The sequence below is a fragment of the Desemzia sp. C1 genome, from assembly GCF_020882875.1.
Classification (GTDB): Bacteria; Bacillota; Bacilli; order Lactobacillales; family Carnobacteriaceae; genus Desemzia; species Desemzia incerta.
Genome location: NZ_JAJIZP010000003.1, coordinates 1,697,304 through 1,720,229 on the forward strand (window position 1 = coordinate 1,697,304; position 22,926 = coordinate 1,720,229).

Genomic DNA, 22,926 nt, shown 5'->3' on the forward strand with positions numbered 1-22,926 from the left:
TCGTTTATTTGATACGTTAATAAAGATAAAAAACGGTATTAAATAGGTTTGCGGTACGAAAAAAATAGGAGGATTTATATGAATATCGGTATACCAACAGAGATCAAAAATAATGAAAAACGAGTATCTTTTTCTCCATCTGGAGTTAAAGCACTCGTGTCAGCAGGGCATAAAGTTTTAGTTGAACAAGGAGCAGGAGAAACAGCTGGATTCGTAGACGAGCAATACATTGAATCAGGTGCAATTATTGTTCCTACTGCTTCAGAGGCTTGGTCAGCAGATATGGTCATTAAAGTTAAAGAACCTTTAAAAGAAGAGTTTGATTATTTGCGTGAGGGATTGATTTTATTCACTTACTTGCATTTGGCAGCAAACAAAGAACTGACAGAAATATTAGCAGAAAAAGGCGTAACAGCTATCGGTTACGAGACAATGGTAGGTCCAGACAATTCCTTGCCTTTACTGACACCAATGAGTCAAATCGCTGGTAGAATGTCTATCCAAATCGGAGCGCATTACCTGGAAAACAGCAATGGCGGCAAAGGAATCTTGCTAGGCGGTACTCCTGGGGTCCGTTCTGGAAAAGTTGTGATTATTGGCGGTGGTGTATCGGGTACAAACGCAGCGAAAATTGCTGTAGGTATGGGGGCAAATGTGGTCGTTTTAGACAACAACCCTGCTAGATTGAGCGAACTAGGCGAACTATTCGGCAACTCGATCCAAACAGTCATGTCCAATGAATACAACATTGAAGAAGAGCTGAAATCGGCTGATTTAGTGATTGGTGCGGTATTGATTCCTGGAGCAAAAGCTCCACAATTGGTCAGTGAAAAAATGGTGAAACAAATGACTCCAGGATCCGTTATCGTGGATATCAGTGTGGATCAAGGAGGTATCATCGAAACAGCAGATAGAGTCACTACATTGGCAGATCCTGTTTATGAAAAACATGGAGTACTTCACTATGCAGTGGCCAATATTCCAGGCAGCGTAGCTAAAACTGCTACTCAAGCTTTAACGAATGTAACGACTCCTTATGCTGTGGCTATTGCCAATAAAGGAATCGTCGAAGCAGCGAAAGAAAATTCTACGATTTATACAGGAATCAATGTGATGAATAACCAAGTAACACACAAAGAAGTGGCGCAATCGTTGGGAATCGATTTTATATCAGCCAGCAGACTATTTTAATACATCTCCCATTGTAGAGAGTGAAAAGAGGATCAAGATTACTATGTCAAAAAGAAATAAGAAAAGCGAAGTTATGATTAAAGAGACAAATAGAAATTCTGAAGATTTTACAGAATTAGAATTGTTTGTGGGCAATGAAAAAATTGGGACTATCCAACAAGAAAAAGAGCAAGCCATCACAACGATCAATAAAAATGGCAATCAAGCGAAAGCTAAAAATATTGATGAAGCTATCAATAATTTAATAATGGATTACAACTTACATTATATGTAAAACGAAATTCAATACGTAATGTGTAAGGAATAACCCAACTATAAGGATGTGGATTTCTATGGAGGCAGATACAGTAGAATACCTTCCGTTTAAACAACGGATGATCAAATTATTTAACATCATAAAAGATAATTGGAGTAGAGCGAATGTATCTTCTCAAGCTGGAGAATTGGCGTATTTTTCTTTGCTGTCTCTATTTCCGATACTATTGGTTATTGCTAACGTAATACCGTTGTTCCCAATTGATGTAAACGCAGTATTATCTTATTTGGAATCTGCGGTTCCGCCCGATATTTTTAGTGTGATCGAACCGATATTGATAGGTTATCTAAGCAGTTCTAGCGGTGGTGTTATTTCTATCGGGTTAGTAACTGCATTGTGGTCAGCAAGTAAAGCATTTAATTCCTTGCAAAACATTTTAAATGAAGTTTACGCAGTAAAACCAAGAAAGAATTTTATTTTGGTTCGTTTAGTTTCCTTATTGGTACAATTAGCCATTGTCTCTATTGTGGGGGTCATCATATTTGCTTTTGTATTTGGTGAAATCATCGTAGAATTTGTAGAAGGACTAGTGAACATTGATTTAGGATTTATTATGCAAATACTCCAATTACGTTGGTTGATTTTGCTGATTGTTCTATTGGCATTGTTTACAGCCGTTTACTTCTTAGTGCCGAATCATCATCTAGGAATCAAATATGCTGTTCCTGGTGCTATATTTGCAACTATTGGCTGGTTGGCCTTATCGCAAGGTTTCTCCATCTATCTGCAATTTGCCGGAGGAGACGCAGCTGCGAATGCGACATTTGGGGTCTTCATTATTTTGATGCTATGGCTCTACTTAGCCGCAATGGTTCTCTTGTTGGGCGGTTTAGTCAACACGATTTACTTTGAATACAAAAATGGTAAGAGCGTGCAGAAAGCGATTGAACAAGAAGATGAAGAACATTCTGAGAATGATAAGAAGAAAAAATTGCCTAAACAACGGAAAAAGTTGGTCAAAGTAAAAGAAGTGAAAAATCAATAATATGAGAAGGAGCAGGGATGAAAATCTTTGCTCCTTTTAAGTTGCAGATTCCGAATTTAAAGGGATACATTTTAAAGTGCAAAACTTTTCATGACTATGTGTCAAAGTTTATGTCATTTTTACTAAGAAATAGGAACAGTCCTTTTTTTTAGCCGCTTTTTCTTATATAATAGTTGAAGCTTAAGGAATAAGGAAAAGCTGTATTTTATTTGATTGCAAGGAGATAAGTGAAAAAAATATGAGTGAAAAAAAAGAATCTAGAATAGATTATGGGATAGTGCTATCTATACTGCTGTTGGCTATTATCAGTATAGCAACCATGTTTTCAACTATTTCATTGATCGGTAATGGTGGTCTTCGAGCAACGATCATGCATGTTGCTTGGTATATAGTAGGTGCCGTAGCCATCATCGTCATTATGCAGTTTGATTCAGAACAACTTTGGAAAATTACTCCGTATGCTTATGGTTTAGGGTTAGTCTTGCTTGTATTAGTCCTCTTTTTATATGACGAGCCTACTTTTTTAAGAACTGGGGCACGAAGCTGGTTCAAGTTTGGACCACTGACCTTCCAGCCTTCGGAAGTTATGAAGATAGCCTTTATATTGATGTTGGCTAGGACAGTAACACAACACAATGCAGCTTTTTTAAATCACAATGTAAGAGCCGACTTCATCTTATTAGGGAAAATCGCCTTAGTATCAGCTCCGCCGATGTTGATGGTATTGCTGCAAAATGACTTAGGAACCACATTGGTATTTATTGCTATTGTAATCGGGTTAGTATTGATGTCGGGTATCACTTGGAAAATATTAGTGCCTTTGTACAGTTCGGTGGCTACAATAGGAACAACGCTATTGTTGCTGGTTGTTTATAACCGCGAATTCTTGTACAACTTAGGATTTAAAGATTATCAATTTTCTCGTATCGACTCTTGGTTGGATCCATACCACGATACTCAAGGAGCAGCTTATCAATTGCTGCAAAGTATCAAAGCAATCGGTTCAGGAAAGGTGTTCGGTAAAGGTTTTGGCGTTTCAGAAGTATATGTGCCTGTAAGAGAATCAGATATGATTTTCTCAACGATCGGTGAAAACTTTGGGTTCATCGGCGGTGCAGTGCTGATTTTGATTTACTTTATGTTGGTGTATCAAATGATTCGTGTGTGCTTAGACACGAAAAACATTTTCTATACGTATATTTCAACAGGCGTTATCATGATGATCGTATTCCATGTATTTGAAAATGTGGGTATGAGTATAGGGTTACTGCCTTTGACGGGTATTCCATTACCTTTTATTTCTCAAGGGGGATCGGCCTTGTTGGGGAATATGATGGGAGTCGGATTGATCATGTCGATGAGATACCACTACAAGAGTTACATGTTCTCAGAAGAGGATGAAGAATTTAGATAGGTCCTTTTACTTTGTAAACATTAGCGTTATACTAATAGAGATGAAAAGTGTTGGAGGAGATTGTGTGCTAAAGTTTTATTGTATTCCAACTTGTTCAACCTGCAAAGCAGCCAAAAAATGGTTAACGCAAAACCAGATTGAATTTGAGGAAATTAATTTAAAAACAAATCCTCCTGCTAAAGAAGAAGTGATGGAACTGTTTAAACAGACTGATTTACCGATGAAACGCTTTTTCAATACGAGCGGCATGGTATATAGAGAAAAAGGTCTGAAAGAAAGTTTTCAGCATTTGTCCCAAGAAGAAGCTGCAGAGTTGTTGTCCACAGAAGGTATGTTGGTAAAGCGCCCTTTACTTGTTGACGAAACGGCAGTCCTAGTTGGATTTAAAGAAGAAAATTATCAAGTATTGTTGTAATAGAGAAGGAGACGTTGGCGAATGGCAGTTGAAGTAAAATACAGTTCAAATGGTTTATGGGTAGCAAAAAACGGTGAACATTACCGTATCGGCTTGTCAGAAAAAGGTCAAGATGATCTAGGTGAAGTCATGTTTGCAGATGTGCCTAAAGAGATCAAAACGATGAAAGCTGGAGACTCGTTGCTGGGTGTTGAAGGAGCAAAGGCTGTCACAGAATTGGAATCTCCATTAAGCGGTGAGGTTGTTCAATTCAATGAAGAGCTATTGAATAGTCCTGAAGGCTTGAACAGTGAAGATCAACAGAGCAATTGGATCGTTGAACTGACGAACGTCGACATTAGTGAATTTGAAAAGCTGGAAAATGATATTCAGTTATAAAAAAGATTTGACAGACTCCATAGAGACTGATAAACTAAGTCTCAAGATTAATCAGAATAACATGCTATGAGAAGAAGAGTAAATTTTGGCTGAAAATTTTTAGAGAGCTCCGGTTGCTGAAAAGGAGTATTGGAAGCAAAATCGAAGATGGTCTTTGAGCAGAATGAGTGAATGCTATGCACAAGCTTGTTCCGGGAACTCCCGATATAGAGTCACAGTATAAGAGTCAGCAATGGGCTCCGTACTGGCTAAGGTTCATTCAGTAATGGATGGATAAATTAAGGTGGTAACACGAAACGACAACTTTCGTCCTTTATTTGAGTAATTAACTCGAATAGTGGGCGAAAGTTTTTTTATTGTATGGGAAAGAAACAGTGAAGAATGGAGAGCAGAAAAAATGATTAGATTATCCAATGTGATCAAAAGTTTTGATACGAAACAAGGAACGCTAACTGCTGTAGACAACGTAAATCTCTCCATTGAGAGCGGAGAAATTTACGGGATCATCGGTTACTCCGGTGCTGGAAAAAGTACATTAGTCCGCATGTTCAATGGGTTAGAAAAACCAACTAAAGGAGAAATCACTTTAGGAGACAGCGTGATCTCAAAATTGACCGGAAAAGCATTAAGAGAAAAGAGACAAAAAATTGGGATGATCTTCCAACATTTCAATTTATTGTGGTCAAGAACCGTTCTCGAAAATATTTTGCTGCCGCTGGAAATTGCTAATGTTCCTAAACATGACCAGCTGGAAAAAGCTTATGAGCTGATTCGTTTAGTAGGGTTAGAGGGAAGAGAGGATGCTTATCCTGCTGAACTCTCTGGAGGGCAAAAACAACGTGTAGGTATTGCTAGAGCTTTAGCAAATGAACCGACATTGCTGTTATGTGATGAAGCGACTAGCGCATTAGACCCGCAAACAACGGATGAGGTTTTAGAGTTATTGTTAGAGATCAACAAACGATTGAATCTAACCATCGTTATGATCACTCATGAAATGCATGTAGTGCGAAAAATCTGTCACAAAGTAGCCGTGATGGAAAAAGGAAAAATTGTTGAAGAGGGTAATGTGCTGGAAGTTTTCAAACGTCCGCAACAAGAAATCACGAAACGATTCATTCGCCAAGACACAGATCCGGAAAGCGAAGAGACAGACATCGTATTGGCTCAAGTATTCAAAGATTACCCGAATGGCAAGCTGCTTCATTTGACGTTCAATGCTGAGAACTCAAAACAACCTGTTTTAAGCCAATTGATTCGTCATCACGACATCGAGTTGAATGTCATTCAAGGAAGCATCCAACAGACACAGTCTGGCTCAATTGGTTCTTTGTATGTTCAAGTGACAGGAGATTCGACTGAAATCAGCTCAGTATTAGCGGATTTAACTAAAATGAATGTAGAAGCTGAGGTGATCGAACATGTTTAAATCTCTGATTGTAGGAGAAGGTCTTTTTTCTCAGTATGTTGATTTTGAAGAGGTCAACTGGGAAAGAATTCAAGAAGCTACTCAAGAAACCTTATTGATGACAGCTATTTCTGTAGCAGCAGTCTTTATTTTAGGTTTGGTGATTGGATTATTATTGTATGAAACTGCTGGGAAAAAAAGTGTTTTTGCAAAAGTACTGCACCTTATCGTCAGTATGTTTGTAAATATATTTAGATCTGTACCTTTCATTATTTTAATTGTATTATTGATTCCATTTACTAAACAACTGGTCGGTTCGATTATTGGACCGGTGGCTGCTTTACCCGCGCTGATTATTTCGTCAGCACCCTTTTATGGACGTTTAGTAGAAACTGGTTTTAGAGAAATAGATAAAGGAGTCATTGAAGCTGCTGAAGCAATGGGAGCCAATAAATGGCAAGTTATTTATAAAGTTCTGATACCAGAAAGCCTGCCTTCTATTATCGCCGGAATCACTACTACGGCTATTTCGTTAGTTGGGTACACAGCTATGGCGGGGGTTATTGGAGCAGGTGGATTGGGAAATCTAGCTTATCTGGAAGGATTCCAAAGAAACCAGCCGACAGTCACATTAGTTGCGACAGTCATCGTCTTGATCATGGTATTTCTGATACAAGGCATCGGAGAACGAGTAGTTGACCGAGTAGACAAACGCTAAAAAGAAAGAGTCAATTTAAAATAGGGTTTAACCATTAAAAAAATCATTAGGGGGAAGTTAGTTATGAAAAAATCGATCTTTATCAAATCATTAGCAACAGTAGGAGCAGCTCTTTTATTAGCTGCATGTGGAAACAGCGAGAATGCTGGAGATACTTCAAATGGAAACACAGAAGAAACAACAATCAAAATTGGTGCCAGCAACACACCGCATGCGGAAATCTTAGAATTCGCAGCGCCTATTTTAGAAGAAGAAGGTGTTACGCTGGATATCAGTACTTACAATGATTATGTTGTGCCTAACGTAGCGTTGGATGAAGGCGACTTGGATGCAAACTACTTCCAACACGTTCCTTTCTTTGAAGCTGCTGTAGCTGAAAATGATTATGACTTCGTTAATGCTGGTGGAATTCATTTGGAACCAATCGGCTTATTCTCGCAAGAATATGCTAGTTTAGATGAGCTGCCGGATGGAGCAACGATTCTTGTCAGCAGCAACCAACCTGACTGGGGCCGTATTATTGCTATTTTCCAAGAAGCTGGATTAGTGAGTGTAGACGAAGGAACAGATTTAACCACTGCAACATTTGATGATATTACAGAAAATTCGAAGAACTTAGTCTTTGAATATGAAAATGATCCTGCTTTGATGCCAACACTTTACACACAAGGTGAAGGGGACATTGTAGCAATCAACTCCAACTTTGCAGTAGATCAAGGATTAAACCCGTTAGAAGATTCAATTGCTTTAGAAAGTGAAAGCTCGCCTTATGCAAATATCATTGCAGTAAGAAGCGAAGATAAAGACAATGAAGCTATTACTAAATTAGTAGAAGTTTTAAGATCTCAAGAAGTTCAAGATTACATTCTTGAAACTTGGGATGGTGCAGTAGTTCCTGTAACAGAGTAAAAAAGAAATATATCGATAGAAAAGAAGAAATAGGATCGCTACCTGTGCTTATTGGCAGGTGGTGATCCTTTTTTGTGGTGAAAAAGAGGGACAGAGAATTCTCGCTCACAAAGATAGCTGAATCCAATCAACCTGAAACTTATGAGTTAAAGCATCTTATTTCATGAATTCTATATATGATTAAAAATAGATAAACCTCGATATCTAAAAAAAGCGTTGATGACAATTGTGATATGCTCCCCCTAAAGTAGACACTTAAAAAAGTAAAATTACTTTAGGGGGATTTTTATGCGTTCAAACAGTAAACATACAACTGAAGAAATCGAAAGATATATTTTGATGTATCTGAATGAAGGAATCAGTTTCAAAGAATTAAAAGAAGCCTATGGTTTATTAATTAATTGGACGTCCTTTTGGGATAAAGTCTTAAGATACCAAGAGCATGGAATTAGTGGGATTCAAGTTAAATCTAAGTACAATAAATATAGCAAAGAATTTAAGGACTTAGTCGTGAAAGAATATTTAGAAGATAGATTACCTATAGGTCAGCTAGCTGTTAAATATAATATCCCAAAAGTTGATACTGTCAGGAGCTGGATAAACAAGTATACTAAAGGGGAAGAAATGAGGAGCTATTCTCCAAAATCCGAGGTGTATACGATGACAGATAAAAAATCAACACAAGAAGAAAAAATCAAAATAGTCCAAGACTGCCTAGCTAATAGTTTATCTTATAAAAAAACTGCTGAGAAGTATCAGGTATCCTACAATAGCGTGTATTCATGGGTTCAAAAATATAAGAAGCATGGTCCTGACGGACTAGTAGATGGACGAGGTCGCGGCAAACCAAACTCTGTTCAAACGGAAGAAGAAAGAATCCGGGCTGAAAATGCAGCTTTAAGAGCACGAAATGAGTATCTAGAAACGGAGAACGTAGCGTTAAAAAAGTTAGAAGAAGTGGAAAGAGAGTTGATGTCACGCAAACGAGGTATGAAGCGGAATACCAAACGATCAAGAAACTACAAAAAGAAGGATACAAAGTAATCCATCTCTGTGATGCTTTGGGTGTGAGCAGAGCGGGTTATTATAAGTGGTTGAAACGCAAGCCGACTGCGTCGGAAAAACGGCTTCGAAAGCTTGTTGAATTAATCCTTCAAGTCTATGAAAAGCATAAAGGTATTTATGGCTATCGTCGAATAACTATCTATCTGAACCACTTCATGAACGCTAAAGTAAACCATAAGTGTGTCTATCGTTTGATGAAATTACTGAACTTGAAAGCTGTTATCCGTCGGAAACGATATCGTTACAAGCCCCACAATCCTGCACATATCGCCGATAATGTCCTCAATAGAGAATTCCGAAAGGACTATCAATCGATGGAAGTCTTATTAACCGATGTGACTGAATTTAAGTATGGAGAGAACGCCAAAGCTTATCTTAGTGCCATATTGGATTATGGCGAAAATAAGATCGTAGCCTTTAAACTATCGAAGCGTAATGATAATGCCTTAGTTCGTGATACAGTTCGCCAAATTGAAGACAAGATTATACCAACCCAAACGCTTATTCATAGCGATCGGGGATATCAATACACGTCATACGACTTTAATAATTTTGTGAAGAAACATCAACTCACCCACAGTATGTCTCGTGTGGGGAAATGCATTGATAACGGTCCAATGGAGAACTTTTGGGGAATTATTAAAGAAGAAATGTATCGGCTGAACACTTATGTGAGCTTTGAAGAATTAGAGAATGATATTAAACAATATATTGGGTTTTATAACACCCAACGGGTGACGTTAAAAATGGGCTTAAGCATTCCGGCATAAAAAAAGCCATGGATGAAAAGTATCATACATGGCACAAATATTTTGTTTATTTACCTGTCTACTTGACAGGGAGCAGTTCATTGTGTCATCAACGCTTTTTATAATCAGATAGTTTTTAAGACTTCATTATTCTGCAGCCGATTCAGAAAACTGACTGTTGTACAAGTTAGCGTAGAAACCGCCTTGTGCCAACAATGAGTCATGTGTTCCTTGTTCAATAATAGAACCTTGGTCCATAACCAAAATCAAATCTGCATTACGGATAGTAGACAAACGGTGAGCAATAACAAAACTTGTTCGACCTTCCATCACTTTATCCATCGCTTCTTGAATCAGTTTCTCTAAACGAGTATCAACAGAACTTGTCGCTTCATCCAGGATCAAAATATCTGGATCAGACAATACTGTTCGAGCGATCGTCATCAATTGTTTTTGCCCCAACGAGATGTTGCTGGCTTCTTGATTGATTTCCATGCCATAACCGTTTGGCAAAGTCTGAATGAAGTGGTTTACGTTGGCAATTTCAGCTGCATGGATGACTTCCTCATCTGTCGCATCTAATTTCCCAAAGCGAAGATTTTCCATAACAGAGTCTTGATATAACCAAGCGTCTTGTAAAACCATTCCAAAGTGTTTGCGTAGATCAGAGCGGGTAATCTTTTTGATATCGACGCCATCAACTTTGATACTTCCGCCGTCAACATCATAAAAACGCATCAATAGATTGACCAGTGTAGTTTTACCAGCACCAGTTGGTCCAACGATTGCAACCATTTCACCAGGATTAACGCGAACACTGATGTCTTTCATCAAAGGGTTTTTAGGATTGTAACTGAAAGAGATATGATCAAATTCAACTGCACCTTTAACTTTTTCCGGCAGTTCAGTCGTTACCATACCTTGAACTTCTTCAGATTCATCTAAGAATTCGAAGATACGTCCAGCTGCAGCTCCGGCACTTTGCATGATTCCAGAAAGCTGAGCAATGGTTGTGATAGGCTGGTTAACTTGCCATACGTACTGTACGAAAGCTTGCAAGTTACCGATCGTCAAAGCGCCATTGAAAGCAAAGTAGCTTCCGACCATTGCCACAATGATGTAAGCAAAGTTTGAAATCAAACCTACAATAGGAGCTAAAAGAGAAGAAATGAAACTAGCTTTGAATCCTTGGTCGCGCAAATTTAAGTTGCGGCGTTTGAACTCTGTGATAGAATCATCTTCTTTTCCGTATAATTTGATCTCAGTAAATCCGTTCAAATTCTCTTGAGTGAATCCAAACAAATCTCCTAAAGCATCTGCTTGACCACGGAAAGAACTTTGAGAAGCCGAAATAATGATGCGTGCAACTATGATAGCCAATGGAATAGTCAAGATGACCACAAAAGCTAACGGAATGTTCAACGTTAACATCATTACAATAGCAAATGAGATGGATAAGAGACCATTCAGTACTTGTACGAGTGATTGTTGCAAAGCATTCGTAATAGCGTCCACGTCGCTTGTAACACGGCTTAAAATGTCTCCAATTTGATGTTTGTCAAAATAAGAAACCGGCAGACGATTGATTTTAGAAGAAATGTCATTTCTTAAATCACGCATACCTTGTTGAACTACATTCGTTAAAGTGTATTGAGCAAGGTATTGACCGCCGTGGAAAAACATTCCGCGAACGAAATACAGAATCAATATTTGTGTTAAATAAGGATAATTCATTCCTGCGCCTTCAACACCGCGTAACATATCTGCGAAGTTTCTAGTAATTTCAGTAATAGCTAAACCAATAATAAATGGTTCTAAAGCATTTGCGATAGAAGAAACTACGGTTCCAAATATAGATAAGAAAAATTGGCCTTTATAATTTTTAAGGTAGACCCATAAACGAGCTATTTGTTTTAAACCTTTCATTGGTTCAACTCCTCCTCACTCAACTGAGATGATGCAATTTCACGATAAAGAGGGCTTGTTTGCAATAGTTCTTTATGAGTACCTTTTGCAGCGATTTCTCCTTCATCCAGCAAAATAATTTGATCTGCATTCATGATAGAGCTGACGCGTTGTCCGACAATGATCGTTGTTGCATGTTGTGTGACCAAGCTCAATTGATTTCTCAAAATAGCATCTGTTTGAAAGTCCAAAGCTGAGAAACTATCATCGAAAATATAAATACTTGGTTTACGAATGATCGAGCGGGCAATAGACAAACGTTGTTTTTGTCCACCAGATAAATTACTTCCGCCTTCTGATAAAACTGTTTCGTAATGGTTTTTCAAGCGTTCAATAAATTCTTTTGATTGAGAGACAGATGAAGCTTCTTCAATCTCGCTGCGTGTGGCATCCCAATTTCCGTATTTAAGGTTTTCTGTGATTGTACCAGTAAACAATAAAGCTTTTTGTGGGGTATAGCCGATCTTGCGGCGAAGTGCTTTCAAGTTGTATTCACGAATGTCTACGCCGTCTACTAAAATACGACCCTCAGTGACATCGTAAAAACGTGGAATCAATTGAACGATAGAAGATTTTCCGCTACCAGTTGATCCAATAAAAGCAATGGTTTCGCCTGGTTTTGACGCAAAGCTGATGTTTTTCAATACAGGTTTATCTGCGTCAGGATATTGGAAGCTGACATTCTCAAAAGTGATGTAGCCTTCTGTTTCTGTTGCTCTTACACCTTGTTCATTTGGATCAATAGAGCTTTGTTTTTCCAATACTTCTTTTAACCGGTTCGCACTCACTGAAGCTCGTGGGTACATGATAAAGATATTTGCAAATAATAAGAGAGAGAATAAGGCATGGAAAGCATACTCAATGAAAGCTACTAGAACTCCGACTTGAATAGTACCTTCAGCAATTTGACGAGCACCTAGCCAGACAATTGATATGATTACTATATTGATGATCAAAGAGAATCCAGGTTGTGTTAAAGCGACTAATTTGAATAAGCGAGAAGACACTTTTCTATAGTCATTGTTTGTATCGCCAAAACGATTTTCTTGAAAGTCCTCACGGTTAAACGCACGAATCACGCGCAGACCAGTCAGGCTTTCTCTTAAAATACGGTTGATATTATCTAAAAGGGATTGTTGTTTCTTGGATAATGGCTGAGTTGCACGAGCAATAACAAAAATCAATAAGATGATGACAGGGATCGCTGGAAGAACAGCTACAGCTAAGTTAGGACTTGTCCGTATGATCAAAACTCCACTCATGACCAACATCAAAGGAGTGATGACTCCTAAACGCAAAATCATTTCTGTAAATTGGAGAATGACGAACGCGTCAGTAGTGATTCGGGTACCTAAAGAAGAAACCCCGATTTCATTGTATTCAGCATGAGAGAATTTCATCATACTGGTATAAGTATCATTTCTAATGTCCATTGTCATCGTGCTGACGACTTTACTGGACGCATAAGAATTGACGACCCTGCCTGCAAAACCGAATATTGTTAACAGGAGCATAAAAAACGCATAACGCCAAATCAAGCCGCTATCTCCTGGAATGATTGCATTATCAATCATTTGTGCCAGCAAAGTAGGAAGACCTAAGTTGATCAAGATAAATCCAAAAGCTCCAATAGTATTAATAATCAATAACTTAGGATGCTTCCGCAGGTATTGCCAAATAAATTTCATATATACGCTCCTTACTATAGAATATTTTTATTAACTGACGTTTTAAACAGCAAAAACGCCAAAAGAAACGGCCTAATGCGGATGCACTAGGCTCAATAATACAATTTTAAATTTTAATGCATAAAAAAGCAATTGTTTTTCGGTTAATGACGAAGGTAAATCAGTGAAAAAAGGCTAAATGTTCACTTATAGATTGGAAAGACTAGAATAGAGGGGTTATTAAACCGTCCACTTAGCATAATCTTCGTCTTCCATAGATTCCACCATACCCACTAAATACCCGTTTCCAACTTGCGAGAAGAAATCATGGTTGGAGGTTCCAGTAGAGATTCCATTCATAATGACTGGATCTACATCATCTGCAGAATCCGGGAATAGAGGATCGAAACCTAAGTTTTGCAAAGCTTTATTAGCGTTGTAACGTAGGAAAACTTTTACGCGTTCTGTCCAGCCGATTTCGTCATAAAGGTATTGAGTGTATTTCACTTCATTTTGGTAAAGAGTGAAGAGCAATTCATATGTCCAATTCTTCAAACTTTCTTGCTCGTCTTCCGGTAATTGATTGTATGCGATTTGGAATTTGTATCCAATGTATGTTCCATGGACAGATTCATCACGCAAGATCAACTTGATGATCTCAGCTACGTTAGGCATTTTATTGTTTCCTAAATAATGAAGAGGAGCAAAAAATCCTGAGTAGAATAAGAAGGATTCCAATAAAACACTCGCAACTTTTCGTTGCAATTCTGTTCCGTTTTGATAAATGTCATTTAAGACAGCTGCTTTTTTCTGCAACATGTCATTTGTATTCGTCCATTGAAAGATTTCTTCAATTTCTGATTTTGTATTTAAAGTACTGAAGATAGCACTATAGCTTTTAGCGTGCATAGATTCCATAAACTGGATGTTATTGTAAACAGCTTCTTCATGTTGAGTCCGAATCGAGTCTTTCAAAGAAGCGACTCCATCTTGTGATTGAAGAGTATCCAGCAAAGTAAGTCCGCCAAAAACTTTTCCCATCATATCTTTTTCTTCTTTAGGAAGGTTGTACCAATCATTCAAGTCATTTGATACAGGGATACGCGTATCTGTCCAAAACTGTTCAACCAGTTTTTCCCAGGTCAGCTTGTCGATCATATCCTCAATTTTATTCCAATTTATGGCATGATATTGTTCTGTCATCGAATCAAAATCTCCTTACTTTCAAATTTATATGGTCAAGGTGTTACTTGCTGCATTTTTTGAGTAAAACTAAAGAGGAGGGGAGGGGTGAACTCCGCATCCTTTAGTAGAGCTACGTGGGTCAGCAATTTTGCAAAAAAGATAAAATTTGATTGGGGTAGAAAGAACCCCATTCAAATTTTCCTGTTTTTGCTTCATTGCTCCCAGACCCACTCCGCATCCTTTAGTAGAGCTGCAATCGCTTGACTCTCGGTAAAATCATTCTCTTTTTTGAGGACAAAAAGCGTCCTCTAAAAAGAGAATGGATTATCCTTTCGAGTCAGACCAGCGATTTCCGCATCCTTTAGTAGAGCTGCGAAAGCCAGAGATTTTGGAAAAAAGATGGAAAATTTTGTGGTTGAAAAGCACCACAATAATTTTCCCCTATTTTTCCTTCATCTCTTTCGGGCTTTCTCCGCATCCTTTTTAGTTCAGTTACGTGCCTCAGCTCCTCGGATAAAATCATTTTCGTTTTTGAGGACAAAAAGCGTCCTCTAAAATGAAAATAGATTTTTCTGTCGGAGCTAAGCGAGGCACTTCACTTACTTTTTATATCGTACAGCTTTCGCATTGGTTTGAGCCGATTTCTTCTGAGTTTTCTGTAAATGTTCTGACGTAGTAAATGGATTTAACGCCTTTTTTCCACGCGTAGTGTCTTAAGATGTTTAAGTCACGTGTGGTTTGTTTATTTGTACGGCCGTTTTTCCATTCGTATAAGCCTTCAGGTATTTCAGAACGTAAGAATAAGGTCAAGCTCATTCCTTGATCAATGTGTTTTTGTGCTGCTGCATAGACATCAATGACTTTACGCATGTCGATATCGTACGCTGATTTGTAATAAGGCAGTGTTTCATTCGACAGGTATGGAGCAGGGTAGTAAGTTTTACCCGTTTTCTTCTCTTGGCGTTCTTCAATCAGACGAGTGATTGGATGCAAGCTGGAAGATGTTTCATTTACATAGCTGATCGAACCTGTCGGCGCTACAGCCAGACGGTTTTGGTGGTACAATCCGCCAGTCATGATTGATGCTTTCAAAGCAGCCCAGTCATCTTTTGTTGGGACAGCAATGCCGTCGAATAAACGACGAACTTTTTCATTTTCAAATGCAAAATCTGCTGCAGTGTATTTATCAAAGTATTCACCAGTCGCATATTTTGATTTCTCAAAGTTATGGAAAGAAGTGTTGCGTTCCATAGCGATACGGTTACTTGATTTCAACGTGTAGAAGTTTAATAGCATAAAGTAAGCATCTGTAAATTCAACCGATTCTGGAGAACCGTACTCGATTTGGTTTAAAGCCAAGTAGGTGTGTAAGCCCATAGCTCCTAAACCAATCGTGTGGTATTGATCGTTTCCATTTTTGATAGAAGGGACAGCATCAATACTTGATTGATCTGTAACAGTTGTCAACGCACGAACCATAGCATCAACTGATTTACTAAAGTCAGGAGATTCCATCAAGTTCACGATATTTGTTGAACCTAAGTTACAGCTGATATCTGTTCCTAATGTTTCATAGCTTTGATCATTGTTAATTAGAGAAGGTTCTTGAATTTGCAAGATTTCACTACACAAGTTACTCATCGTGATCGTTCCATAAATCGGGTTTTCACGGTTAGCTGTATCAATGTTGATGATGTAAGGATATCCTGATTCTTGTTGCAATTTAGAGATTTCGTTTTCCAAATCACGAGCGCGAATCTTAGATTTGCGAACTTCTTCGTTATTGACAAGGTTGTCGTATTCAGCAGTAATGTCTACATAAGAGAAAGGCTTACCATAGATACGTTCTACATCATACGGACTGAACAAGTACATTTGCTCGTCATGAGCACATAGTTCATAAAATTTATCCGGTACAGTTAGACCAAGAGAAAGAGTCTTCACACGAACTTTTTCATCGGCGTTTTCTTTTTTAGTGGATAAGAACGAAACGATATCTGGATGGAATACATTCAAGTAAACTGCTCCGGCACCATTACGTTGACCTAATTGGTTAGAATAGCTGAAGCTGTCTTCCAATAATTTCATAACCGGTACAACACCGCTTGATGCATTTTCGATTTTCTTGATGGGATCTCCTGCAGCACGCAAGTTGGATAGATTTACTCCAACCCCACCACCGATACGAGACAATTGCAATGCACTGTTGACAACGCGTCCGATACTGTTCATATCATCTGTTGCTTGGATCAAGAAACAAGAGACTAATTCTCCACGACGTTTACGTCCAGCATTCAAGAAAGTAGGTGTAGCAGGTTGATAACGCTGATTGATAATCTCATCTGCGATCGTCCACGCTAGTTCTTTATTGCCATCTGCCAAATACAATGCGTTAAATACGATACGATCTTCATAACGTTCCAAGAATCTCTTGCCGTCATTTGTTTTCAACGCGTATTGTGTGTAGAACTTATAAGCAGACATGAAAGAACGGAAACGGAATTTACGATTGTAGATCTCATTAAATAAATCTTTGATGAATTCTCTATCGTATTGGTTTAAAAACTCTTCTTCGATATAATCATTTTCTACCAAATAGTTTAACTTTTCATCCAACGTATAAAAGAAAACAGTATTGGGATTCACATATTCTAAAAAGTAAGCACGGACTGCTTCACGATCTTTGTGCAATGGAATAGATCCATTAACAGGTCGATTCAATTCATTGTTTAATTTAAAATAAGTGACCTCATTGGGTTTTGTTGCTAATTTAGGCTTGTCCAAGGTCGTTCACCGCTTTCTTCAATTTTTTTACATCTTCGTCATTCCCTTGAAATTCAAAGGTATGTAGTAAAGGTACATCATATTCTTTTGCAAGATCTTTCGCTGTAAAAACAAACAACTGTCCAAAGTTTAAGTTCCCGCCGCCAGCGACTCCTTTAAAGTACTTTTTGTTATCAGCTGTTTCAATAAAATCGTATAAGATTTCTGTAGCTTCTCTTTCATAGGTCGGCGCAACAATGATAAAGGGCTCATTAATACTGATAAATGGATTTGTCGAAGAAATCTCCAACAAATCCATGTCTAGTTTGTGCACAAATTTTCTCGTTTGGCCGGTCAAGGAAATATAAACTACTTTCATACTAATTGATCTAATAAATCAGGGCGGAATCCATTAAATGCTTCTTCACCATCAGCAAGGATAACGGGAACTGAACTGAATCCTAATTGCTGCACTTCTGCTAAAGCTTGTTCAGATTCAAAAATATCTTTTATTTCGTAAGTAACACCTTTATCATCCAAGTATTTTTTGGTAAAATTACATTGCATGCAATTCGGTTTTGAGTAAATGACGATTGTTTTATTAGCCATAGTATATTCTCCTTTTCGCTTCTAAATGATATCATTATTCTACACTTGTTTATATCGACTTGCAATTGGAAAACACCATATTTCGATTAGAAAAAACTTACAAACACAACATATAGTGGTTTAACAAGGTTTTGACCGCTTTTTATTTTTTTCAAAAAAAGATCTCCGACCGGACGTTCCAGTCGGAGTTTTTTTGCGGGATTTTTTGAAATAGTTTCAGTGTTCGCTTACAAAGCTGGTGCAATGCTTTTTTTGACACGACTCACAAAATCAGTGAATAATTGCTGCATTTTTTCGTCTGTGTGGATCATCAATTCGGGATGCCATTGGACGGCTACGATATTGGCAGAAGGATCTTTAGCTTCGAAACCTTCAATCAATTTATCCTTACTCCAAGCAACAGCTTCAAAAGGCTCAGCCAATTCTTTTATGGCTTGATGATGATAAGAATTGACGACATAAGCGGGTCCAAAAACTTTTGCTAAACGACTGTCCGGATCCAAAGTTATCGTATGGGCTCCATTGTCATATTGTGTGTGCTGGATGTGTTGGACGGTCAGATCCGAATACGAAGTCGCAAGGTCTTGATATAATGTACCACCGTAAGCTACATTTAACAACTGCAATCCTCGGCAAACACCTAGAATAGGTTTTTGCTGTTTAACGGCTTCTTTGATTAATGCTATTTCAAAGGTATCTCGAAGTGGACTTGTCGTTCCTAAAGCAGGGATCGGTTCTTCGCCGTATAGTAAAGGAGACACATCTTGCCCACCTGCCAGCAACAAGCCATCAATATGAGAAATATATGCTTTAGCATCTTTGGGATCTCCTAAAGGAATCATGTTGGGTAATCCATATGCTGTAATAGTAGCCTCAACAAAACCGTGAGGAGTGTAAGTGATCGGAAGACCATCAAAGCTTGGAGATTGTTGAGTCAGGATATTTCCAGGTATGCCAATAATCGGTTTCATCAAAACACTTCCTTTCCATAAAACATCTTTCCATTTAGCTTAGATTTATTTTACAGGAAAGCAGACATAAAAGGTAGTTTTGATTGCAGAATAAAAATTAGTATTTACGTATAATCAGAAAAAGGGGTTTTCCTATGACAGAGTACATATATATTGCCTCAACCATTCCTTTGAATCTAGAAACGATCACGAAGAAAAGAAAGGATTATCAATCAAACGAATTTTTGTTGGCTTTTAAAGAACTGTTTCAATTTGAAGAAAACGTGAGTGAAGACACTGGAGAGCGTTTCAGTTATAGTGTGTATTTTCCATTCAAAGAGTTGCCGTATCAAGCAGCCGCATTGGCTGTCGATATACCTTCATTCGATAAGCGCGACAATCAAGCGTATAAATACAAAAGTTGCTTAAGAGGTTTAGAAGCTTATATTCAGGAACAGTTCAAGGAAGGATGCCATCAGTTAGCTGTTCTTTATAGTTTGAACAGTTACGAGAACGAATCACTAAAATCGAAAGAAACCATCTACCTGAGCGATTTGAAATACCAAGATTTATATTATTCGGATAATAGATTGATCCTCATAACAATCTAATTTAACCTGAGCTTTATTCATTTGAAAAAAGCGTTGTTCTATTATACTGGAGTAGAGAAGAAACAGGAGGGACAGCGTATGAAAAAGACGATTAAAGGTAAAAAGAATAATGCTATCGCAGTAGAAGATATTGGCGAAGGGAAGCCGCTGGTATTCTTGCATGGATGGCCATTTGATCATCGCATGTTTGAATACCAATACAATTACTTTTTACCCAGAGGTTACCGCATTATAGGAGTCGATTTGCGAGGGTTTGGAGATTCAGATCTTGTTATCGAAGAGTACAGTTACAATGAGTTGGCAGATGATGTTAAATCTGTGATGGAAGAACTGCAGCTTGAAGAAGCTATCTTGGTGGGATTTTCGATGGGTGCAGCTACAGCAGTACGCTATATGGCTCGTCATCAGAGTTATGGTGTGCAAAAGTTGATTTTGATCAGTGCAGCCGCACCGCAGTTTGTTAAAAGACCTTACTATTTAACGGGTTGGAAAAAAGCGGATATTACTCAAGTCATAGAGCAAATTCAAATAAACCGGCCTAAAATGATTCAAGACTTTGTTAAGCAATTATTTCACGAAAAGCCTTATGCCGTCTATAGAGATTGGCTAATCAATACAGCATTAAAAGCTTCCTCGTACGGGACTTTGCTTTCTGCGATCATGATGCGAGAAGAAGATTTAAGCAAGGATCTGGAAAAGATTACTGTGTCTACACTAATTTGTCATGGGGAGAAAGACCAGATTTGCTCCTATCAATTGACAGAGGAGATGTCGCAATTGATTCCGCAAAATCTCGTGGTGCCTTTTAAAAAAGCGGGCACGCCATCTTTCATGACGAGACGGATAAACTGAACCGAACGATGTTGAGGTTCGCACAAAAATAGGGATGCTATAAGACGATTTAAAAACGCTTGCATTAGAGTGGACTCTAAGGAGTATACTAATGGTATCGTCATGGAAAAGGGAGATGGAGTAATGGAATACGTTAAATTTGGGAATACCGGGATGGACGTTTCACGAATTTGTTTAGGTTGTATGAGCTTTGGCGATCCAGATAAATGGCTGCACAAATGGGCTTTGAAAGAGGAAGATAGTCGCCCAATCATCAAAAAAGCTTTAGACTTGGGCATCAACTTTTTTGACACAGCAAATGTCTATTCATTGGGTACAAGTGAAGAAATTTTAGGACGGGCTTTAAAAGATTATGCTAAACGCGAAGAAGTAGTAGTGGCCACTAAAGTTCATGGGAAAATGCATGATGGTCCAAATGGAGCGGGGCTTTCGCGTAAATCGATTATGGCAGAAATCGATAATAGCTTAAAACGATTAGATATGGATTATGTTGATGTATACATTATCCACCGATGGGATTACAATACACCTATAGAAGAAACCATGGAAGCTTTACATGATGTGGTGAAATCAGGAAAAGCGCGCTACATCGGTGCTTCAGCTATGCATGCTTTCCAATTTCAAAAAGCGTTGCATGTAGCAGAAAAGAACAACTGGACTCGTTTTGTTTCGATGCAAAACCATTACAATATGATTTACCGTGAAGAAGAAAGAGAAATGATGCCGCTTTGCCGAGAAGAAAAAATTGCCGTAACTCCGTATAGCCCACTAGCTTCAGGTCGATTGACGAGAGACTGGTCTGAAACGACTAAACGTTTAGAAACAGACAAAGTAGCCATGAGCAAGTATGATTCTACATCTGATCAAGATCGAAGAATCGTTGAACGGTTAGGCGAAGTAGCTGAAAACAGAGGTGTGCCTCGAGTGGAAATCGCTTTGGCCTGGTTGCTGCAAAAAGATCCAGTCGTCTCACCAATTATTGGAGCAACGAAAATGAGTCAATTAGAAGGGCCAATGAATGCCTTAAACCTCCAATTAACGACGGATGAAATAGCGTATCTTGAAGAGCCGTACGTACCTCACTCTATAGTCGGTTTTAGTTAATTCACTCTTCTATAAGCTGTTCTCTTTCACTATATTCTCTGAATACAGTATACTTATTAATGAAGAAAGTGTACGTTTTTTATGTAAATAAGATTTAACAGAAGAGGTGAAGGAGATGTTTACCGATCGAAGGTTAACAGAGGCTTATAAAAACGCTAAAGTAGAATATTTTGATGATGATTCAAAATACGTTTTTATGAGTGATGTCCACAGAGGTGACGGGAGCTTATCGGATGAATTTACCAGGAATCGGGATATATACCTGTATGCACTGCAACATTACTATAGAAATGATTATACTTATGTAGAGGCTGGGGATGGAGACGAGATGTTGGAGTATTCAAACTTCGAACACACCAAAAATGCTCATCCTGCAGTTTACGATACCATCAAAAAATTCTTTGATGAAGATCGATTAGTCAAAATATATGGCAATCATGATATTTTCTTGAAGTATCCATCCTATGTAAAAAAGAACTACTACACGAATTATGATGAGTATAATGAAGTGTTTTTTGATTTTCTAAAAGGACTTGAACCTGTCGAAGCTTTGGTTTTAAAGCATCGAGATACTGGTCAAGAAATACTGACTGTGCATGGACATCAAGGAGATGCCCCTAACGATCAGTTTTGGAGACTGACTATGTTGTCGTTAAATATTTTTGGCGATTTCTTCATGCATTTGGTATCCGCAATCCTTCTAGTCCAGTAAAAAACGTCAGCAAACGACACAAGGTAGAAAAGAATTACAACAAATGGATCGAGAAACACAAAATGATGCTGATTTGTGGTCACACCCATCGATTTAAATACCCTAAGAAGAAAGATCATCCTTATTTTAATACGGGTTGTTGTATCTATCCTACCATTATTACCGCCATTGAGATCAAGCACGGCACGGTTCAATTAGTCCGTTGGAAAGTCAAAGCGACCAGAAACGGTGTGTTGAATATTGAAAGAGAAGTCATGAGAGGTCCAGAACCTCTCACGGAATTTGATATTCGAGAGGGCTATGCAGGGGCTGCAGATTAAACAAACTGAAACTTGGAACATATAATGGTTCCAAGTTTCAGTTTGTTTTTTATTCTGGTTGAAAAATAAGGTATACTAAGTAAGATAGAAATTTTAGAATGGTGGAGGAAATAATGAATAATAATGATCGTTTAATTAGATTGCGTTACGCACTGGATATCAAAGAAAATGACATGATAGAAATGTTTAAACTTGGTGGTATTCAAGTGACTAAAGAAGAAGTCGAAAAAATGCTGGTGAACCCAGATAAATTTGAAGAAGATGAAGAGGTTGATCCAGATTCATATATTATAGTAGACAATACCGTATTGATCAGTTTTTTAAATGGGTTGATTACTTTTAAACGTGGAAAAAAAGATTCTGGAAAAAATGACTCTCTAAAAGCAGAAGAACCATTGAAAAACTCTTTAAGTATTAACAATGAAATGTTGAAAAAAGTAAAAATCGCTCTTTCATTAACCAGTGATGATCTATTGGATATTTTTTATGATGTGGACGTAGACATTAGTAAAAGCGAATTAAGCGCCTTATTAAGAAAAGAAGGGCATCGCAATTATAAAGTATGTCTAGATAGATACGCTCGTAATTTCTTAAAAGGGTTAGCCCTTCATTTTAGAGATTAAAAGTGCATCATGTCTTT

Annotated in this window: 23 protein-coding genes, 1 pseudogene and 1 other annotated feature; of the genes and pseudogenes, 17 read left to right on the forward strand and 7 right to left on the reverse strand. The window is 38.0% G+C overall.

Features of this window, described 5'->3' with window-relative positions; translation table 11 throughout:
- Window positions 1-78: 78 nt before the first annotated feature.
- From ald to LMF32_RS08675, 11 genes and pseudogenes are all read left to right on the forward strand, one after another.
- Entirely contained in the window at window positions 79-1,191 is a 1,113-nt protein-coding gene (gene ald, locus LMF32_RS08625; protein WP_230524505.1) for an alanine dehydrogenase, read from the forward strand.
- Window positions 1,192-1,234: 43 nt separating this feature from the next.
- On the forward strand, window positions 1,235-1,465 hold the full coding sequence (locus LMF32_RS08630; protein ID WP_092480633.1) for a DUF2969 family protein: 231 nt from the start codon (window positions 1,235-1,237) through the stop codon (window positions 1,463-1,465).
- 58 nt (window positions 1,466-1,523) lie between these two features.
- Window positions 1,524-2,492, forward strand: coding sequence for a YihY/virulence factor BrkB family protein (locus LMF32_RS08635; protein ID WP_092480634.1), 969 nt, complete (start codon window positions 1,524-1,526; stop codon window positions 2,490-2,492).
- 238 nt (window positions 2,493-2,730) lie between these two features.
- Entirely contained in the window at window positions 2,731-3,906 is a 1,176-nt protein-coding gene (locus tag LMF32_RS08640) for an FtsW/RodA/SpoVE family cell cycle protein (RefSeq protein ID WP_230524507.1), read from the forward strand.
- A gap of 64 nt (window positions 3,907-3,970) precedes the next feature.
- A complete protein-coding gene (locus LMF32_RS08645) occupies window positions 3,971-4,321 on the forward strand; it encodes an arsenate reductase family protein (RefSeq protein ID WP_218147504.1) in 351 nt (116 codons plus the stop codon).
- A gap of 21 nt (window positions 4,322-4,342) precedes the next feature.
- The gene (locus LMF32_RS08650) at window positions 4,343-4,699 is read left to right on the forward strand and encodes a glycine cleavage system protein H (protein WP_092480636.1); all 357 of its coding nucleotides are present in this window, start codon (window positions 4,343-4,345) and stop codon (window positions 4,697-4,699) included.
- Window positions 4,700-4,756: 57 nt separating this feature from the next.
- Window positions 4,757-5,016, forward strand: a binding site (T-box leader).
- Between the two features lie 80 nt (window positions 5,017-5,096).
- Window positions 5,097-6,128 (forward strand): methionine ABC transporter ATP-binding protein, encoded by a 1,032-nt coding sequence (locus LMF32_RS08655; protein WP_188204521.1) that lies wholly within the window; start codon window positions 5,097-5,099, stop codon window positions 6,126-6,128.
- Complete coding sequence (locus LMF32_RS08660; RefSeq protein WP_188204522.1) at window positions 6,121-6,825, forward strand: methionine ABC transporter permease; 705 nt, start codon at window positions 6,121-6,123, stop codon at window positions 6,823-6,825. The genes LMF32_RS08655 and LMF32_RS08660 overlap by 8 nt, the downstream gene beginning before the upstream one ends.
- Window positions 6,826-6,888: 63 nt before the next feature.
- The gene (locus tag LMF32_RS08665) at window positions 6,889-7,734 is read left to right on the forward strand and encodes a MetQ/NlpA family ABC transporter substrate-binding protein (protein ID WP_230524508.1); all 846 of its coding nucleotides are present in this window, start codon (window positions 6,889-6,891) and stop codon (window positions 7,732-7,734) included.
- Window positions 7,735-8,394: 660 nt separating this feature from the next.
- On the forward strand, window positions 8,395-8,778 hold the full coding sequence (locus LMF32_RS08670; RefSeq protein ID WP_230525064.1) for a helix-turn-helix domain-containing protein: 384 nt from the start codon (window positions 8,395-8,397) through the stop codon (window positions 8,776-8,778).
- Window positions 8,736-9,569: pseudogene (locus tag LMF32_RS08675) on the forward strand (IS3 family transposase); the annotation flags it as partial. The gene LMF32_RS08670 and the pseudogene LMF32_RS08675, both read left to right, overlap by 43 nt.
- 126 nt (window positions 9,570-9,695) lie before the next feature.
- Here the strand turns inward: LMF32_RS08675 and LMF32_RS08680 are convergent.
- From LMF32_RS08680 to LMF32_RS08710, 7 genes are all read right to left on the reverse strand, one after another.
- Window positions 9,696-11,474 carry an ABC transporter ATP-binding protein gene (locus LMF32_RS08680; RefSeq protein WP_230524509.1) on the reverse strand — a complete coding sequence of 593 codons (1,779 nt, stop codon included), beginning with the start codon at window positions 11,472-11,474 and terminating at the stop codon, window positions 9,696-9,698.
- Entirely contained in the window at window positions 11,471-13,201 is a 1,731-nt protein-coding gene (locus tag LMF32_RS08685; RefSeq protein ID WP_092480641.1) for an ABC transporter ATP-binding protein, read from the reverse strand. Before LMF32_RS08685 ends, LMF32_RS08680 begins: the two co-directional genes overlap by 4 nt.
- 219 nt (window positions 13,202-13,420) lie before the next feature.
- The gene (nrdF, locus tag LMF32_RS08690) at window positions 13,421-14,383 is read right to left on the reverse strand and encodes a class 1b ribonucleoside-diphosphate reductase subunit beta (RefSeq protein ID WP_092480642.1); all 963 of its coding nucleotides are present in this window, start codon (window positions 14,381-14,383) and stop codon (window positions 13,421-13,423) included.
- Between the two features lie 588 nt (window positions 14,384-14,971).
- The gene (gene nrdE / locus LMF32_RS08695; protein ID WP_230524510.1) at window positions 14,972-17,149 is read right to left on the reverse strand and encodes a class 1b ribonucleoside-diphosphate reductase subunit alpha; all 2,178 of its coding nucleotides are present in this window, start codon (window positions 17,147-17,149) and stop codon (window positions 14,972-14,974) included.
- Window positions 17,136-17,507, reverse strand: coding sequence for a class Ib ribonucleoside-diphosphate reductase assembly flavoprotein NrdI (nrdI, locus tag LMF32_RS08700; RefSeq protein ID WP_230524511.1), 372 nt, complete (start codon window positions 17,505-17,507; stop codon window positions 17,136-17,138). Before nrdI ends, nrdE begins: the two co-directional genes overlap by 14 nt.
- Window positions 17,504-17,737, reverse strand: coding sequence for a glutaredoxin-like protein NrdH (gene nrdH, locus LMF32_RS08705; protein ID WP_230524512.1), 234 nt, complete (start codon window positions 17,735-17,737; stop codon window positions 17,504-17,506). The genes nrdI and nrdH overlap by 4 nt, the downstream gene beginning before the upstream one ends.
- Before the next feature lie 227 nt (window positions 17,738-17,964).
- Entirely contained in the window at window positions 17,965-18,708 is a 744-nt protein-coding gene (locus tag LMF32_RS08710) for a gamma-glutamyl-gamma-aminobutyrate hydrolase family protein (RefSeq protein WP_230524513.1), read from the reverse strand.
- A gap of 134 nt (window positions 18,709-18,842) precedes the next feature.
- On the opposite strand from LMF32_RS08710, the gene LMF32_RS08715 reads away from it, so the two are divergent.
- The 6 genes from LMF32_RS08715 (at window position 18,843) to LMF32_RS08740 (ending at window position 22,909) form a co-directional block, all read left to right on the forward strand.
- Window positions 18,843-19,298, forward strand: a complete 456-nt coding sequence (locus tag LMF32_RS08715) for a hypothetical protein (RefSeq protein ID WP_230524514.1) — start codon at window positions 18,843-18,845, stop codon at window positions 19,296-19,298.
- Window positions 19,299-19,376: 78 nt separating this feature from the next.
- Window positions 19,377-20,150, forward strand: coding sequence for an alpha/beta hydrolase (locus LMF32_RS08720; protein WP_230524515.1), 774 nt, complete (start codon window positions 19,377-19,379; stop codon window positions 20,148-20,150).
- 123 nt (window positions 20,151-20,273) lie between these two features.
- On the forward strand, window positions 20,274-21,254 hold the full coding sequence (locus LMF32_RS08725; protein ID WP_230524516.1) for an aldo/keto reductase: 981 nt from the start codon (window positions 20,274-20,276) through the stop codon (window positions 21,252-21,254).
- Between the two features lie 115 nt (window positions 21,255-21,369).
- Window positions 21,370-21,966: a metallophosphoesterase gene (locus LMF32_RS08730; RefSeq protein ID WP_230524517.1), complete on the forward strand. Its 597-nt coding sequence runs from the start codon at window positions 21,370-21,372 to the stop codon at window positions 21,964-21,966.
- Between the two features lie 65 nt (window positions 21,967-22,031).
- Window positions 22,032-22,286 carry a hypothetical protein gene (locus LMF32_RS08735; RefSeq protein ID WP_230524518.1) on the forward strand — a complete coding sequence of 85 codons (255 nt, stop codon included), beginning with the start codon at window positions 22,032-22,034 and terminating at the stop codon, window positions 22,284-22,286.
- 113 nt (window positions 22,287-22,399) lie between these two features.
- A complete protein-coding gene (locus tag LMF32_RS08740) occupies window positions 22,400-22,909 on the forward strand; it encodes a DUF1456 family protein (RefSeq protein ID WP_230524519.1) in 510 nt (169 codons plus the stop codon).
- The last annotated feature ends 17 nt before the right edge of the window (window positions 22,910-22,926 follow it).

Coding starts and splice junctions, on each gene's coding strand:
- LMF32_RS08715 (WP_230524514.1), top strand. CDS start 18,843: ATGACAGAGTACATATATATTGCCTCAACCATTCCTTTGAATCTAGAA.
- LMF32_RS08660 (WP_188204522.1), top strand. CDS start 6,121: ATGTTTAAATCTCTGATTGTAGGAGAAGGTCTTTTTTCTCAGTATGTT.
- nrdH (WP_230524512.1), bottom strand. CDS start 17,737: ATGGCTAATAAAACAATCGTCATTTACTCAAAACCGAATTGCATGCAA.
- LMF32_RS08670 (WP_230525064.1), top strand. CDS start 8,395: ATGACAGATAAAAAATCAACACAAGAAGAAAAAATCAAAATAGTCCAA.
- LMF32_RS08640 (WP_230524507.1), top strand. CDS start 2,731: ATGAGTGAAAAAAAAGAATCTAGAATAGATTATGGGATAGTGCTATCT.
- LMF32_RS08685 (WP_092480641.1), bottom strand. CDS start 13,201: ATGAAATTTATTTGGCAATACCTGCGGAAGCATCCTAAGTTATTGATT.
- LMF32_RS08720 (WP_230524515.1), top strand. CDS start 19,377: ATGAAAAAGACGATTAAAGGTAAAAAGAATAATGCTATCGCAGTAGAA.
- LMF32_RS08665 (WP_230524508.1), top strand. CDS start 6,889: ATGAAAAAATCGATCTTTATCAAATCATTAGCAACAGTAGGAGCAGCT.
- LMF32_RS08725 (WP_230524516.1), top strand. CDS start 20,274: ATGGAATACGTTAAATTTGGGAATACCGGGATGGACGTTTCACGAATT.
- LMF32_RS08635 (WP_092480634.1), top strand. CDS start 1,524: ATGGAGGCAGATACAGTAGAATACCTTCCGTTTAAACAACGGATGATC.
- ald (WP_230524505.1), top strand. CDS start 79: ATGAATATCGGTATACCAACAGAGATCAAAAATAATGAAAAACGAGTA.
- LMF32_RS08730 (WP_230524517.1), top strand. CDS start 21,370: ATGTTTACCGATCGAAGGTTAACAGAGGCTTATAAAAACGCTAAAGTA.
- LMF32_RS08655 (WP_188204521.1), top strand. CDS start 5,097: ATGATTAGATTATCCAATGTGATCAAAAGTTTTGATACGAAACAAGGA.
- LMF32_RS08735 (WP_230524518.1), top strand. CDS start 22,032: ATGCTGATTTGTGGTCACACCCATCGATTTAAATACCCTAAGAAGAAA.
- LMF32_RS08650 (WP_092480636.1), top strand. CDS start 4,343: ATGGCAGTTGAAGTAAAATACAGTTCAAATGGTTTATGGGTAGCAAAA.
- LMF32_RS08680 (WP_230524509.1), bottom strand. CDS start 11,474: ATGAAAGGTTTAAAACAAATAGCTCGTTTATGGGTCTACCTTAAAAAT.
- nrdF (WP_092480642.1), bottom strand. CDS start 14,383: ATGACAGAACAATATCATGCCATAAATTGGAATAAAATTGAGGATATG.
- nrdI (WP_230524511.1), bottom strand. CDS start 17,507: ATGAAAGTAGTTTATATTTCCTTGACCGGCCAAACGAGAAAATTTGTG.
- LMF32_RS08710 (WP_230524513.1), bottom strand. CDS start 18,708: ATGAAACCGATTATTGGCATACCTGGAAATATCCTGACTCAACAATCT.
- LMF32_RS08740 (WP_230524519.1), top strand. CDS start 22,400: ATGAATAATAATGATCGTTTAATTAGATTGCGTTACGCACTGGATATC.
- LMF32_RS08630 (WP_092480633.1), top strand. CDS start 1,235: ATGTCAAAAAGAAATAAGAAAAGCGAAGTTATGATTAAAGAGACAAAT.